At 67.8% G+C, this 13,765-nt stretch carries 11 protein-coding genes; 5 read left to right on the forward strand and 6 right to left on the reverse strand.

Features of this window, described 5'->3' with window-relative positions:
- Window positions 1–22 precede the first annotated feature (22 nt).
- Together JRI60_RS50100 and JRI60_RS50105 are read right to left on the reverse strand one after the other, a co-directional pair.
- Complete coding sequence (locus JRI60_RS50100; RefSeq protein ID WP_204223227.1) at window positions 23–955, reverse strand: alpha/beta fold hydrolase; 933 nt, start codon at window positions 953–955, stop codon at window positions 23–25.
- A 290-nt stretch (window positions 956–1,245) separates the two neighbouring features.
- Window positions 1,246–1,650 (reverse strand): VOC family protein, encoded by a 405-nt coding sequence (locus tag JRI60_RS50105; RefSeq protein WP_204223228.1) that lies wholly within the window; start codon window positions 1,648–1,650, stop codon window positions 1,246–1,248.
- 181 nt (window positions 1,651–1,831) lie between these two features.
- On the opposite strand from JRI60_RS50105, the gene JRI60_RS50110 reads away from it, so the two are divergent.
- A complete protein-coding gene (locus JRI60_RS50110) occupies window positions 1,832–2,206 on the forward strand; it encodes a kelch repeat-containing protein (RefSeq protein ID WP_239470203.1) in 375 nt (124 codons plus the stop codon).
- A 51-nt stretch (window positions 2,207–2,257) separates the two neighbouring features.
- Here JRI60_RS50110 and JRI60_RS50115 read toward each other — a convergent pair whose 3' ends face one another.
- Window positions 2,258–3,025: a helix-turn-helix transcriptional regulator gene (locus JRI60_RS50115; RefSeq protein ID WP_204223230.1), complete on the reverse strand. Its 768-nt coding sequence runs from the start codon at window positions 3,023–3,025 to the stop codon at window positions 2,258–2,260.
- Between the two features lie 303 nt (window positions 3,026–3,328).
- Here JRI60_RS50115 and JRI60_RS50120 point away from each other — a divergent pair, with 303 nt between their 5' ends.
- The 3 genes from JRI60_RS50120 (at window position 3,329) to JRI60_RS50130 (ending at window position 5,970) form a co-directional block, all read left to right on the forward strand.
- Window positions 3,329–3,844, forward strand: coding sequence for a PH domain-containing protein (locus JRI60_RS50120; RefSeq protein ID WP_204223231.1), 516 nt, complete (start codon window positions 3,329–3,331; stop codon window positions 3,842–3,844).
- A complete protein-coding gene (locus JRI60_RS50125) occupies window positions 3,841–4,596 on the forward strand; it encodes a PH domain-containing protein (RefSeq protein ID WP_204223232.1) in 756 nt (251 codons plus the stop codon). The genes JRI60_RS50120 and JRI60_RS50125 overlap by 4 nt, the downstream gene beginning before the upstream one ends.
- Before the next feature lie 255 nt (window positions 4,597–4,851).
- Window positions 4,852–5,970: a 3-deoxy-7-phosphoheptulonate synthase gene (locus JRI60_RS50130; RefSeq protein WP_204223233.1), complete on the forward strand. Its 1,119-nt coding sequence runs from the start codon at window positions 4,852–4,854 to the stop codon at window positions 5,968–5,970.
- Window positions 5,971–6,014: 44 nt separating this feature from the next.
- On the opposite strand, the gene JRI60_RS50135 is transcribed toward JRI60_RS50130, so the two are convergent.
- Window positions 6,015–6,920 carry a DUF547 domain-containing protein gene (locus JRI60_RS50135; protein WP_204223234.1) on the reverse strand — a complete coding sequence of 302 codons (906 nt, stop codon included), beginning with the start codon at window positions 6,918–6,920 and terminating at the stop codon, window positions 6,015–6,017.
- Window positions 6,921–7,055: 135 nt separating this feature from the next.
- On the opposite strand from JRI60_RS50135, the gene JRI60_RS50140 reads away from it, so the two are divergent.
- A complete protein-coding gene (locus JRI60_RS50140; RefSeq protein WP_204223235.1) occupies window positions 7,056–8,600 on the forward strand; it encodes a hypothetical protein in 1,545 nt (514 codons plus the stop codon).
- A gap of 244 nt (window positions 8,601–8,844) precedes the next feature.
- Here the strand turns inward: JRI60_RS50140 and JRI60_RS50145 are convergent, their stop codons facing one another.
- Complete coding sequence (locus JRI60_RS50145; protein WP_204223236.1) at window positions 8,845–9,870, reverse strand: SEL1-like repeat protein; 1,026 nt, start codon at window positions 9,868–9,870, stop codon at window positions 8,845–8,847.
- A gap of 206 nt (window positions 9,871–10,076) precedes the next feature.
- The gene (locus tag JRI60_RS50150; protein WP_204223237.1) at window positions 10,077–13,646 is read right to left on the reverse strand and encodes a CHAT domain-containing tetratricopeptide repeat protein; all 3,570 of its coding nucleotides are present in this window, start codon (window positions 13,644–13,646) and stop codon (window positions 10,077–10,079) included.
- Window positions 13,647–13,765: the final 119 nt, after the last annotated feature.

Below are 13,765 nucleotides of genomic sequence, written 5' to 3' on the forward strand. Positions count from 1 at the left end.
CAAGGCGTCGGCGCTTTGCTAACTACCAAAGAGAGGGGTTGGCGGGAGGCGCGTCCTCCAAGAAAGGCGTCACCATCGATTCGAGTACCTTCGTCTCCCCTGAGATCCCAATATGAGAGGTCGCGGGGAGGATCACCAACCGCGCCGCAGGAACCTTCGTGAGCATCCCAGTCGCGGCCGCCTCCTCATCGCCTCCGCCCCGCAGCTTGAACATCGCCACCGCGTGTTCCAGCTTCACGCCATCCGCATCACCCACGATGACCATCGTCTTGGCTGAAATGGCGCGCATCTGAGCGTCGGTGATGTTCTGGTCGTTGATGTTCAACACCTTCATCTTCTCGATGTAGGCCTCGAACGCCTTGGGATCAGCCGTGTGCTTCTTGAACGCTGCTTCGACTGGAGAGCCTGCGAACACCTCGGCGCTCAGGCCCCCAATCGCCTTGAACACCGCAGGGTACCAACCGTCCTTACGATAGGTGGCGGACAGCGAGACGAGCTTGTTGACGAGCGTGGGGTGACGCAACGCCAGCTGCAGCGCCACCCCTCCACCTTGAGAGTAGCCCATCACATCCGCGCGCTCCACCTTCAGGGCCCGCAGCAATGCCGCAGCGTCATCGCCGAACTGCTCGTAAGACATCTTCCGCGACGTGTCCGCGGTTCGACCGTGGCCCTGTTGATCAAAGACAATCACCGAACGCTTCGCAGCGAAGGCCGCCACCCAAGGCTTCATTGAGTCGGTGGATAGGAAAGCCCCAGGAATCAACAGCAACGGAGCTGTCTTGGACTTGCCCAGCTCTCCGTACACTTCGTAGTAGAGCTTCAAGCCGTTGATGGGCAGATGGCCACTGCGTGAAGGGCTCGGTCCTTGCGGCTTGGACGGTGGAGGCGACGACTCCGCAGCCCACGCCGCCACCCCCATGGCAACAACTCCCATCACCACCATTCGTCGAAACATCCGGCTGGCCTCCTCGAAAGAGAGAGCACCGCTTATGCCCCAGCAGACACGGATCGGCGACGACTCACTTCTGCGATGTAGAGCACTGAGCAGAGGCGGAATGGGGCTCCCCCAAGCAGGGGCGAAGCCGGAGCCGGAGGAGGAGAGCCCGTCCTTTGCCGCGAAGGTGGAGGAGCCGAAGAAGGCGCCCGAGCCCCCTCTTCGGAGACCCAAGGCAGCACCCAGTTCAAGAAACTCCCTCGCCGGCGGGAGGACTCAGTGTTCCCGCGCGCTTGCGGCGGAGGTTCCGATCACGCCTTCTTGTTCTTCTCGTCCCAGAGCATGGGCTCCCACAGCTCCACCTTGTTGCCGTCCGGATCCATGATCCACGCGAACTTGCCGTTCTCGTGGCTCTCGGGGCCCTTCACGACTTCTACTCCGCCCTTGCGGAGCTGCGCGAGCAGCTCGTCGAGGTTGTCGACGCGGTAGTTGATCATGAAGGACGACGTGCTCGGGCTGAACCAGTCGCTGTCCTTCTCCGCGACGTGCCAGACGGTGAGGCCCTTGTCCTCGGCCTTGTCGTCGGGCCACTTCAGAATTCCGCCGCCCCAGGGCTCGAGCTGAATGCCGAGGTGCCTCTGGTACCAGGCGGCGAGCGCCTTGTGGTCCTTCGTGGATTTGAAGAAGACGCCGCCGATGCCTGTGACCTTTGCCATGGCGACGAGTGAACGCGGGCGGTGTTGGCTGAGTCAACGCTTTTCGCGGCCGTGCGGGGCTGAGACGAATCGACGCGACCTGCCGTCCTGAGACGAAGGGGCCCTCCGCGGCGATCGCCGGGTGGCGGCCCCCCGCCTTCGCGTCGAGCGCGATGGCCGCATCGAAGGTGTCGCCGAAGTCGTGGCTCGCCCGGAAGAGGAGGTCACCCGCGCCCTTCCGGCAGCTCCCGCGGTTCCAGAGGACATAGACGTATGCGTCTCGGGCAAGGTGCTCGTCGTGGGCGGACAGAACAACGAGTCTCCCCAGGGCCTCGCCTCGGCCGAGCTCTATGACCCGGCCACCAACACCTGGAGCACCGTGGCCACCATGCCCCATCCCCGCTACGACGAGCTGGCGGCCACCGTGCTCGCCTCCAGCCAGGTGCTCGTCACCGGGGGGCGGTCGAGCGCGAGAAGCGCGCCCTCGAGCAGCGGCGGCAGCTCAAGGCGCGCATCGCGCGGTAGAGTCGACGAAGGGGCGCACGCCGCGATTGCTGCCCAGGCCGACCTCCCATAGCGTGGCTTGTGGCGGAAATCGGCTTGGATTGGAGCAGGACGCGGAGGCCCTTCAGCTTCCGGCGTGGCGGCGCTGCTCGCGCCAGGCCCGGGGGGTCATTCCGTGGACGCGCCGGAAGGTGCGGATGAAATGGGTGACGTCGGCGTAGCCCACCTGGCTTGCGATGCTCTCCATGGTGGCTCCCGTTTCCAGCAGGCGCCGCCGGGCCTCGGCCATGCGATGCTCGCGCAGCCAGTCACCTACCGTCAGCCCCGTCTCGCGACGGATGGCGTTGGCCAGGTGCGAGGGCGTGCACCCCACCGCCGCCGCGACGTCCTGGAGCGAGAGGGGCTGCAAGCAGTGCGCCTCGATGAAGGCGAGCGCATCGTGCACGAACCCGCCGCTCATGGACGGCGCGAGAGGCGCGTGCTCCTGCAACTCGCGCAGGAGTTCCGTGACCAGCAAGACGAACCATGCGTGCGCGGCGTTCTCCACGCCCCACCGGGCCTCTCTCAGCTCGGCATCCAGCTCGGCCACCTGGTGCACGATTCGCCGCCACCGGTGTTGTCCGGGCCGCAGCCGGAGCAGTCCCCGGACAAAGAGGCTCCGCGCCGGAGTGGGCTTCGCCGCTCCACGGCTTCGAGGCGGTTCTGGCAACCACTCCGGTCCGAGCGAGCGGAGCAGCAGCGGATCGAAGCCCACGATCCACCCCTCGAGTTTGCTCACCTCGAGGGGCTGGTGCTCGATGCCCGCGGGGATGAGGTGGATGTCCCCCGCATGGACCTCGAGCTGCTCCAGGAGACGGGCTCGCCCCCTTCCCGCCGTCAGCACGAAGATCATGAAGAAAGTCGAGACGAGTGGCCCGGGCGGTGGCGTGGGCTGTTGCCCTGGCAGGCGAATGACACGCAAGGGCATGCCCCCGGCGCCCATCGCGTCCAGGGTGAGGAGATGGGGAGGCGGATGCTGAGGAGTGCGACGCATGAGGGGACCTCGGCCCGTGCAGGATCGCATACTTCAGGCCTGGGCAAAGGAGCGCGCGGGGGCGCTTCCCCAAAGCGAGCGGCAGCCTCGTGGCTCCGAACGGCGCTTGCTCGGGGACCCTCCGGGTGTCAGCGTCCGCACTCCCGACTGTCCGGAGGTTCCATGGACGACGCGACCTTCCAGCGGCTCGACCAAGAGGTTCGAGCCCTGCAGCGCCCCGACCCCGCGCTCCTGACGTACTACATCCTCATGGCCTGTCTGGCCCTGCCGGCGCTGCCATTCGCCATCCTGCCGCTCTACTTCCGCTACCACACCCTGCACTTCCGCTTCGACGCGGAGGGCGTCTCGATGGGCCATGGCATCCTCTTCCGGCGCGAGATGCACCTCACCTACGCGCGGATGCAGGACATCCACCTGTCCCAGAACCTGCTCGAGCGGTGGCTCGGCATCGGCTCCGTCACCCTCCAGACCGCGGGAGCGGGAGAAGGGGGCGACATGAAGATCGAGGGGATCCGCAACTTCGAGGCGGTGCGCGACTACCTCTATGCACGCATGCGAGGCGTCCGCGAGAAGACCCTGGCCCCGAGCGAGACCCGGAGCACCGAGGAGCAACTCCTCACGGAGATCCGCGACTCCCTGCGGGCGGCGGCGACCGCCCTCGAGGAGGAGTCACGGTGATCTCCACCCTCGTCTCCGGCTTGCGGCCGCTGATCGAACCCCTGCTCAAGCTGCGCTTCGAGCCGCCAACGCTTCCAGAGGGAAGCCAGACCCTGCGCAAGCTCAAGCCTTCCGAGCGCTACCTGGCCTACGCCTATACGAGAGCCATGCTCTCCCATGTCGGGCCGCTCCTCGCCGTCCCCGCGCTCATGGTCCTGGAGCTCGTGGTGGGCGGCTACGCCACGGTGTCGCCCCTTCTCGCCGCGATCCTCATACTCGCCCTGACCCTCTCATCGCTGGCCGTGTCCCTGGTCGTGATTCGGCTGGACTGGGAGCTCCGTGACTACCTCATCGGCAGCCGGAGCCTTCGCCTGCGCGAGGGAGCGTTCGTCCAGCGCGAGCTCACCCTGAGCTACGCCAACGTGCAGAACGTGGAGGTGACGCAGGGCCCGCTCGAGCGGCTCTTTGGGTTCAAGAGCCTGCGTGTCAGCACGGCGGGAGGCAGCCGAGGCACGCCAGGAGAGCACGGTGCTCCAAGCCACGAGGCTCGACTCGTGGGCCTGGAGGATGCCGAGGGGGTCCGGGATCTCGTCCTCGGTGCATTGAGACAGCAGCGCGATGCCGGGCTCGGAGATCCGTCCCACGAGGTCCCGAGGACGCGTACCTGGTTGCTCGAGGAGATCCGCGACGCGGCGGCGGCTCTCCATCTCGCCACCGGGAGGCGGACCCGGAGGACGAGCGGAGGTCCCCCGCCAGCCCCGCCGAGCCGTTGAGACGGATCGGTAAGGCTCGCCGCCATCGAGCACCCCGGCTTGGCCCCGCCTGCCCCCCGTGCTACATTGAACGTATGCGTTCCGTTCGCTTTGGCTTTACGTCCTTTGGGTTCTCGCACCGCACCGGCGGAGGAGAGGCGAACGCGTAAGCGAACCGCGCAGCAACTCTCCCGAAACCGCCGGCTCCGTCCGGCGGTTTTTTTTTGCCCGAGTGGCTGCGCGTCACCCCTGCAACCAGCAAGAGAAGGAGCCCCGATGAAGACCAGGTCCGCCAGCGCGACCGAGGGTTGCTCTGCGCCCGTCGACAAGACCGGCCAGACAGACGACGAGAGGATCAGCGACGTGACGCCGCTGCCGCCGCCGCAACACCTCATCCGCTTCTTCCCGGTGCGCGGCACGCCGATGGAAGCGCTGATCAGCGACACGCGCCAGCGCATCCGCGACATCATGACCGGGAAGGACGACCGCCTGCTGGTCATCATGGGCCCGTGCTCGATCCACGACCCACAGGCCGCGCTCGACTATGCGAAGCGGCTGAAGGTGGAGCGCGAGCGCTACGCCGACACGCTGGAGCTCGTGATGCGTGTGTACTTCGAGAAGCCGCGCACGACGGTCGGCTGGAAGGGGTTGATCAACGATCCCTACCTCGACGAGAGCTACCGCATCGACGAAGGCCTGCGCATCGCGCGCCACCTGCTGCTGGACATCAACCGGCTCGGCATGCCGGCGGGCAGCGAGTTCCTCGACGTGATCTCTCCGCAGTACATCGGCGACCTCATCTCCTGGGGTGCGATCGGCGCCCGCACGACGGAGAGCCAGGTGCACCGCGAGCTGGCCTCGGGCCTCTCGGCACCGATCGGCTTCAAGAACGGCACGGACGGCAACATCAGGATCGCCACCGATGCCATCCAGGCGGCGGCACGGCCGCACCACTTCCTGTCGGTGCACAAGAACGGCCAGGTGGCGATCGTCGAGACCCGGGGCAACACCGACTGTCACCTCATCCTGCGCGGCGGCAAGGTGCCGAACTACGACGCCGCCAGCGTCGCGGCCGCCTGCCAGGAGCTCGAAGCGGCAATGCTGCCGGCCACGCTGATGGTGGACTGCTCGCACGCCAACAGCAGCAAGCAGTACCAGAAGCAGCTCGACGTCGCGCGCGACATCGCGTCGCAGCTCGCCGGAGGCAGCCGGCGCGTGTTTGGCGTCATGGTGGAGAGCCATCTGGTGGCTGGCGCGCAGAAGTTCTCGCCCGGCAAGGATGACCCGGCGCGGCTCGAATACGGCAAGAGCATCACCGACGCCTGCCTCGGCTGGGACGACTCCGGCGAGGTGCTGAAGCTTCTGAGCGACGCGGTGAAGGCGCGACGGCGCTGACCGCCCGTGGAAGCACCTGGACTCACACGGGGGTCCCGTTCTTCCTACGGCCCACCGCGCACTTCGCGGGCCGCTGTGTCTGGCAATGCCCCATCCTCCGGCTCGTAGACGAGCTTGCAGCGGTCCAGCCTCGGGCCGCACACCCGATCCAGTTCGCCGCGCGTGTCACAGCCGGGCCTCTCCGTGCAGGTGTCCGGGAGGAACGCCCAGACGAACTGGAGCACGTTGCCTCCGCGGCCCTCCGGCAGCGCGGCGAGAAGGTCCTCGCGCCAGGTGTCGAACACACGCGCCAGGTAGACGGTGTTCCCCTCCAGCCGCACGTGCCGCCGGTCCTCCACGAAGCGGCGGACCGCGTCGTTGAGCTGGGAGTCGAGGAACTCGGGAGCGAAGGGCGCGCCGTCCAGCAGCGGCCCGCCCCGCCTGCCCTGGAACAGGGCGAAGTGGATGCGCGGATCCGCGAACTCGCGCGGGAGGATGCGGTGCTCCAACGCCCACAGCGTCAGGTGCTGGCCCCCCACTGGCCACGAGCGGCCCCAGAAGAAGGACCCCAGCCACGGGTCCTCCACGCTGCGCAGTGAGGGGTACTCATCCACCACCGCCTGTAGGACGAGCGCGTTGTACGCATTGAGCCAATAGGCCAGCGCATCCTCGGACCTGGGAAAGAGGTCCGGCCGCGAGTGCGGCGAGAAGGTGGCCAGCGAGCGCACGAAGGCATCCAACCGCGCGCGCTCGCGGCCGACGGACGCGAAGTCCACGTTCCCATCCCGCCTCACGTGCCGTAACACCTGCCCATAGCCGCTATAGCTGAAGGGCGTCTCGGCGCTGGGAACGGAGGCGGGCAGCAATCCCCGCACGTGGAGCACGCCCCCCGTCATGAGCACGGACGAGAGCAGCAAAGCAGCCACCAGGAGCACCACCCGGCGGCGGCGGGCGGGAGCAGGCGTTTCCATGGTGACTGGCATTGTACCATCAGAACACACGGCGGCGCGCGTGCCGCGAAGGCCATATCGAGTGCTCGGAAGTGAACGCGGGAAAAGCCACCGCGCTGTTGCAAATCTCCTGTGGCGAAGACGAAACTACCCCTCGTGAAAGACATTACCCCGGTCGTGAGGGCGGCCAAGCGCATCGAGACGCTCCTGGAAGCGAAGTTCGGCGCGCAGGGCCGCGGCCTGCACGAGAAGCTCTCGAGCGTCGAGCGCCAGGTGCCCGCCGAGTTGCACAAGACGATCCGCTACGTCGCCACGGTGCGCAACAAGGTCGTGCACGAGGACGACTATGAGCTCGACGACGCGCAGGGCTTCCTGCACCAGGCCGAACGCGTGGCGCGGGCACTGGAGGACCTCCAGGTCGAGAAGCTCCCCACCCGCCTTCCTGGGACGCCCCCGGCGGCCAGCAGCTCTGGCGGCACCCTCATCAAGCTGGCCCTCGCCATGAGCATCGGTGGCTTCATTGCCTACCAGGCCTACCAAACCCTCAAGCCCCGACGGGAGCCCGCGGACGAGGCTCGAACGCAGACCGCATCGATCGCTCCCGCGACCAGGCAGACCCAGAAGTCTGGGAAAGACGGAGACGACGCTCAAACGCAGACGGCGGCCAGAAAGACCAAGAGGTCTGGGAAGGACGGGGGCAAGGAACCCACGACCGATGTGCTGTCGGGCGAAGTCATGGAGCGCTTCGCCAAGGGCGAGCACGTCGCGCTGGACTCGCCCCTGCTCAAGGTCGAGAAGATCACGCTGGCGATGGCCAAGGATGCCTTCGGTGACCTCAAGCCGCGCATCCAGCTCAAGGTGCGGAACACGTCGACGAAGACCCTCTCGGACGCGACCTACGAGGCGCGTCTGTTCATCGACAGCCAGCCCCAAGCCGTGATCGATGAACGAGCGTCGACGCTGACGCGAAACGGGCTGTTCCTGTGGTTTGGGGATCAGGGGCTGAAAGCCGGCGAGTCGACCACGGTCACCCCCGTCCTGCGCAATGAGCGCGATTGGGTCGTGCCGGACATCCTCAACGCCAGGCGCTGGCAACTCGTCATCCGCAACAACGGCGTGACCGACGGGCTCAAGAACTCCGTCGACGTGAAGGCCGCCCCGTTCACGGTCCTGCCCACCAGGACCCCCATCTACACCGCGCCGACGCCTTCGGCCTCGCCATCGAAAACTGGCGACACCGTGGACTTCGTCGCTGCATTGCGCGATGGCGTGAGCGCCGGCGCGGGGAACCAGGCGCTGTCGCTGCGGAACGTGAAGGTGAAGATGGGGCACGACAGCTTCGACCGACCCCAGCCGATCATCACGTTGGACATGACCAACATCAGCGAGCGCACCCTCAGCGATGCCGTGCTCCAGGCACAGCTGTACCTCGATGGCCAGGACAAGCCCGTTCTGAAGACAAGCGAAAAGCTGGGCGGGGGCTTCTCCAGCGCACCAGGCGCCCTCTTCGCCCATTTCGGCGACCGGGGTCTTGCACCCGCACAGACGCGCAAGGTCGAACTGCGGCCCGACGGCATGTCCAGCACCTGGACGTCGCCCGACGTGCTCAACGCGAAGTCGCTCCTGGTACTGCTGCGTGTGGCAGGCACCACCGATGGGCTGGACAAGCCCTATGGCGGCACGGCTCAGCAGCTGCCTTGAGTCGAACGGCCGGCAGGGCGGCCACCATGCCTGGGTGGCCTGAGACGCGCTGAAGAAGGACGACAGCGCGCTGCTGTCCGAGGCGGGCTTCCAGTCGTGCACGAGGGGTCCTCCCGGCCGTGGCCATGGGGGACACGTCGCGCTGAGCCTCCGAGGACACGGCCCAGCGGACTTCCTGTTCGCTCCGAACCACTTGAGCTTCCCTACCTTCAGCCGAACCCCGGTGGAACGCGGATGCCACCCGTCAGCGACAGGCATCGGCCACGCCAGCCCCGCACGCCATCTGGAACAGTGTCGCGGCGCGGCGCTCGTCCTTCTCCACTCCCTGGCCCTCCAGATAGAGCGCACCCAGGGCGGCGCACCCCTTGGCCCACCCGCCCTGGCAGGCCTTCTCATACAGCGAGGCGGCGCGGCGCTCGTCCTTCTCCACCCCCTGGCCCAGCAGGTAGAGCTCGGCGAGCAGGTTGCACCCCATGGCATCCCCCTCCTGGCAGGCCTTCTCATACAGCGCGGCGGCGCGGCGCTCGTCCTTCTCCACTCCCAGGCCTTGTGCGTAGGCCAGACCGAGGCCGCCGCACCCCATGGCATCCCCGCCCTGGCAGGCTTTCGCCCACAGCGAGGCGGCGCGGTGCTCGTCCTGGTCCACCCCACGGCCCTCCAGGTAGAGCGCCCCGAGCCTGGTGCATCCCCAGGCATTTCCGCCCTGACAGGCCTTCTCATACAGCGAGGCGGCGCGGCGCATGTCCTTCTCCACCCCACGGCCCTGTGCGTAGAGCCCACCGAGGACGGCGCACCCCTTGGCCACCCCGCCCTGACAGGCCTTCTCATACAGCGAGGCGGCGCGGCGCTCGTCCTTCTCCACACCCTCGCCCTCCAGGTAGAGCTTGGCGAGGAGTTTACACCCCACGGCGTCCTCGCTCTGGCAGGCCTTCTCATACAGCGAGGCGGCGCGGCGCTCGTCCTTGTCCACCCCACTGCCCTGCTCGTAGAGCATGCCGAGGGCGGCGCACCCCTCGGTCACTCCGCCCTGGCAGGCTTTCGCCCACAGCGAGGCGGCGCGGCGTATGTCCTCCTCCACACCCTCGCCTTCCAGGTAGAGCCAACCGAGGGCGGCGCACCCCTTGGCCACTCCGCCCTGGCATGCCTTCTCCCACAGCGGGGCGGCGCGGCGTATGTCCTTCTCCACACCCTCGCCCGATGCGTAGAGCAGGCCAAGGATGAAGCAGGACTTCGCCTCGCCCCCCTCGCAATCCGCCGTGAGGCTCTCCACGGATTGGGCCGACGGGGCCCGCGGTGACGAGACAGCCTGCCCCCCCGTGGCACATCCCCCCAGCAGCCCGACGACAGCGCACCACAGTCCTGCCATCCACCCTGCTGCGATTCCCCGTGTCCGTGACATCGCGACTCCCCCTCGTTGAAAGCGCTTCTGGGACACAGGAGCCCACGAGCGGAGGAGTCATGCAACGAAACGGGGAACTAGGGCTTCGGTGACGGCTGGGGAGGCAGCGCCAGGCCGCTCAATGGCGTGTCCCGGCCCAGGACGATGAAGGGCGCCCAGAAGTGCGGGTGCGGATGACGGCTCCGGAGCGCGCGCATGGCCTCGCGCAGGGCGGTGGCGCGGCCCTGCCCTTCGAGCAGGTTGCGGTAGTAGGTCTCCATGAGCTGGCTCGTCGTCCCGTCACTCACCTGCCACAGGCTCATGACCACCGTCTCGGCCCCCGCGGCGATCAGGGCCCGCCGCAGGCCGTAGACGCCCTGGCCCTTCCTGACCTCCCCGCGCCCCGTGTCGCACGCGGAGAGGACCACCAGTTGCGTGCCCCAGAGGTCGAGCCCGGCCATCTCCGAGGCCGTGACCAGGGCGCTGTCCAGCCGGGGCCGGGCGGCACCTTGCGCCGGCGCCCGCGCGCCCGCGAGGACGAGCCCCGAGCGCAGGAGCGCATGGGGGGGGAGGCGGGAGGAAGTGCTCTCGCCGAGCGCGCCGAAATGGCCGACAGCGCGGGAGCCCTTGGACACAGCGGTGTCGTCCTCGAGGAAGAAGCCGTGGGTGGCCAGGTGGAGGACGCCGGGAGTGGGCAGGTGCAGCAGCCGCTCCTTGGTGGCCGCGGCTCCGAGGAAGAGCTGGGCCTGGGGAATGAGGCGCTGGATGGCCTCGGCTTCCCGACGGGTGCCGGGCAGCGGAACCCAGGCGCCTTCCGTCAGGTCGGCGCGATGCGTGGCGAAGAAGCGCGCCACGAGGCCCGAGCGCTCCGTCTGCTCCGTCGTGTCCGCCGGGGCGGCGGGAGGCGCTTGGAGCGGAGCGCGGAAGTCAGGATCGGCCAGGACGACGACGGAGGTGGAGGGAGCCACCCCCTGGGCACGAGGCAGCAGTTCCCTGCCCGAGGTGAGGTAGGTGAAGTCGAAGGAGTCGACCAGGAACTGGTGCCCGTCATGAAGCGCGGCGAAGGGCACCAGGCTGAGCTGACCCTCGGGCGAGAGGAAGAGGCGGCGAGTCTTTCCGAGCAGCGGCAGCAGGGGCTGGAAGGCGAGCTGGTAGAGCGCCTGGGCGGGGACCTGGACCTCCGCATCGCGCCGGGCCAGGGCGTTACGCAGGTCCACGGCGGCACGGTCGATGGGCGCGGTGTTGCCCAGGTCGACCGTGCGGGTCTGTCCATCGGGGAAGAGCACGATGGCCACGTAGTGGCTCTTTCCATAGGCCCGCGGATCTCGCGTGCCGGGCCGGGGGGGCAGGATCTTGAATTGTTCGTCCCGGATGAACTCGACGAGGGCGCCGTCGCTGGGGAGGCCCTGGGTGACGCGGTCGACGATCTCGTCGGGACCTGGCAGCGTGGTCAGCGCGCGCAGAGGCGCGGAGCGCCGGGCCAGCTCCGCTTCGAGGGCGTTGGCCTGGTCCTCGAGATTCTTCAAGTGGTTGGCGGGGGTGGGCGAACCGGGCCCCGGCAGCGACAGCATGGCGATCTGGGTGCGCAGGCCTCGCAGCCGCTCGAAGGTGTCGCGATCCTCGGTGCTCAGGCTCCGGTGGAGGGTGCGAGAGGTGTCGGCGAGCTCGGCGACGGAGCGGCCCTTGCGCAGGAGCACGGCGGACAAGGCCAGGCGTCGCACGCGGGCATCGTCTGGCCGGAGGGCGAGGAGCACGTAGATGTTTTCCTCGCCGGACGGCAGGTGGTCGAGGAAGCTGTCCAGGCGGGTCTCGGCGAATCCGAGCGCCTCCTCGCGCAGTCGCCGCTCGGAGAGGGCGAGCTCGCGCTGGAGGACGGGAAGCGCCTCGTCCGGGCGATCCTCGCGCAGGAAGCGCCAGGCAAGCGCATCGAGCAGGAGGTCCGAGTAGGGATGGTTCTCGCCGAGGGTTGCCTCCCAGATCGGGAGCGCTCGATCGAGAAGGGAATCGGCCCGCTCCCAGAACCCCTGGTCCTGGTAGAGAGAAGCGAGCTCGATCAGCACTCGAGCGACATCGGGGTGTTTCTCGCCAAGGGTCTCTTCCCCGACGGCGAGTGCGCGCTGGAGGAGCGGCTCGGCCCGTGCGTAATCCCCCAGACTCATCTCGAAACTGGCGAGGTTGATGAGAGGGCCGACGACGAGCGGATCGGTCTTGCCAAAGGCCGCTTCCGTGATCGCCAGTGCGCGCTGATAGCGCGCCCGGGCCTCCACGAGCTTCCCTTCCCTGAAGGTGCAGGCGGCGAGACCGATGAGCGGGGGGATGAGACTTGGATGGCTCTGGCCGAGGTTCGATTCCGCGATGGACAGCGCGCGCTCGAGGAGCGCCCGGGCCTTCGAGAACAGCCCCTGGGACATGTAGATGTTGGCGAGGCCGCTGAGCGCACTGACGAGGTGAGCGCCCTGGCTGGGGGTCCCTTCCAGAAGGGCGAGCGCGCGCTCGTAGAGCGGCTCGGCCCGAGTGTACATCCCCTGCCGGAAGTAGACGTCAGCGAGCCTCGTGAGCCAATACGCGACGCTGGGATGCTCCCTGCCGGACAGCTCTTCCCTGAGGGCGAGCGCGCGCTGGAGAAAGGGCTCGGCCTGGGCGGACAACGCCTGGAGGATGTAGAGATCCGCGAGCTTCTCGAGCGAATCGACGACAGCCTGAGGATCCTGGTCCTGGTTGGCTTCCCGGGCCGCGAGAGAGCGCAGGTAGAGGGGTTCGGCCCGCGTATACAACCTCTGTTTCTTGTAGATGCCGGCGAGATTGTCAAGCGCTTGGAGGACGTGGGGATGCTCCTTCCCGAGGGTCGCTTCCCCCAGGGCGAGCGAGCGCAGGTAGAGGGGCTCGGCCTGGGCGTACAACTTCTGGGCCGAGTAGAGGTTGGCGAGATTGTTGAGCAGCGGGGTGAGCCCGGGGTGGTTCTTGCCCCCCGCTGCTTCCACCACGGCCACCGAGCGCAGGTAGAGAGCCTCGGCCCGGGTGTACAACCCCTGGTCCTGGTAGACGCGGGCGAGGTTGCTGAGCAGGCCCGAGATGTTCGGGTCGTCCTTGCCCAAGGCGGCCTCGCCGATGGAGAGCGCGCGCTCGTAGAACGGCTGGGCCTTCGCGTCCAGCTCCTGGTGCCAGTAGGAACTTCCCAACAGGGTGAGCGTATCGATGAGGGCGGTAGGGTCCTGGTCGCGGCGCGCTTCCTCGATGGCGAGCAGCCGCTCATAAATGGGCACGGCCCTGTCGTAGGCCCCCTGAGCCCTATAGATGTTGCCGAGCCTCTCGAGCTCCGCGGCGACGAGGCGATGGCTCTTGCCGAACGCCTTCTCCTGAATGGAGAGAGCGCGTTGGAAGAGGGGCTCGGCTCGGGAGTACAACCCCTGGGCCGTGTGGAAGCGACCGAGGGCATCGAGCACCTCGGCGACTCGTGGATTCGTGCTCCCGAGTACCGTCTCCCGGAGTGCCAGCGCATGTTCGGCCCGTGCGATGGCCTCGGCGTACTTGCGTGCCTTGGAGAGCTCCTCCGCTTCATCCAAGGCGGCCTGCGCTTCCCGCAGTCGAGCCTCTGGCCGTTCACTTCCAGCCGCCGCTCCCGCTGTACAGAAGAGGGCGACCGTCACCCACATCAGAAGCTGTCGCATGGCGTCAGTGACAGGCCTCGGCCACCCCGCCCGCGCAGGCCTTCTCGAACAGAACGGCGGCGCGGCGCTCGTCCTTGTCCACTCCCGTGACATCGCGAACCCCCTTGTTGAAAGCGCTT

Origin of the sequence: Archangium violaceum (genome assembly GCF_016887565.1) — a bacterium.
GTDB classification, from domain to species: domain Bacteria; phylum Myxococcota; class Myxococcia; order Myxococcales; family Myxococcaceae; genus Archangium; species Archangium violaceum_B.

Excerpts from the sequence above, each read along its gene's own strand:
- JRI60_RS50100 (WP_204223227.1), bottom strand. The coding sequence starts at position 955 with ATGTTTCGACGAATGGTGGTGATGGGAGTTGTTGCCATGGGGGTGGCG.
- JRI60_RS50150 (WP_204223237.1), bottom strand. The coding sequence starts at position 13,646 with ATGCGACAGCTTCTGATGTGGGTGACGGTCGCCCTCTTCTGTACAGCG.
- JRI60_RS50120 (WP_204223231.1), top strand. The coding sequence starts at position 3,329 with ATGGACGACGCGACCTTCCAGCGGCTCGACCAAGAGGTTCGAGCCCTG.
- JRI60_RS50115 (WP_204223230.1), bottom strand. The coding sequence starts at position 3,025 with ATGATCTTCGTGCTGACGGCGGGAAGGGGGCGAGCCCGTCTCCTGGAG.
- JRI60_RS50130 (WP_204223233.1), top strand. The coding sequence starts at position 4,852 with ATGAAGACCAGGTCCGCCAGCGCGACCGAGGGTTGCTCTGCGCCCGTC.
- JRI60_RS50135 (WP_204223234.1), bottom strand. The coding sequence starts at position 6,920 with ATGGAAACGCCTGCTCCCGCCCGCCGCCGCCGGGTGGTGCTCCTGGTG.
- JRI60_RS50105 (WP_204223228.1), bottom strand. The coding sequence starts at position 1,650 with ATGGCAAAGGTCACAGGCATCGGCGGCGTCTTCTTCAAATCCACGAAG.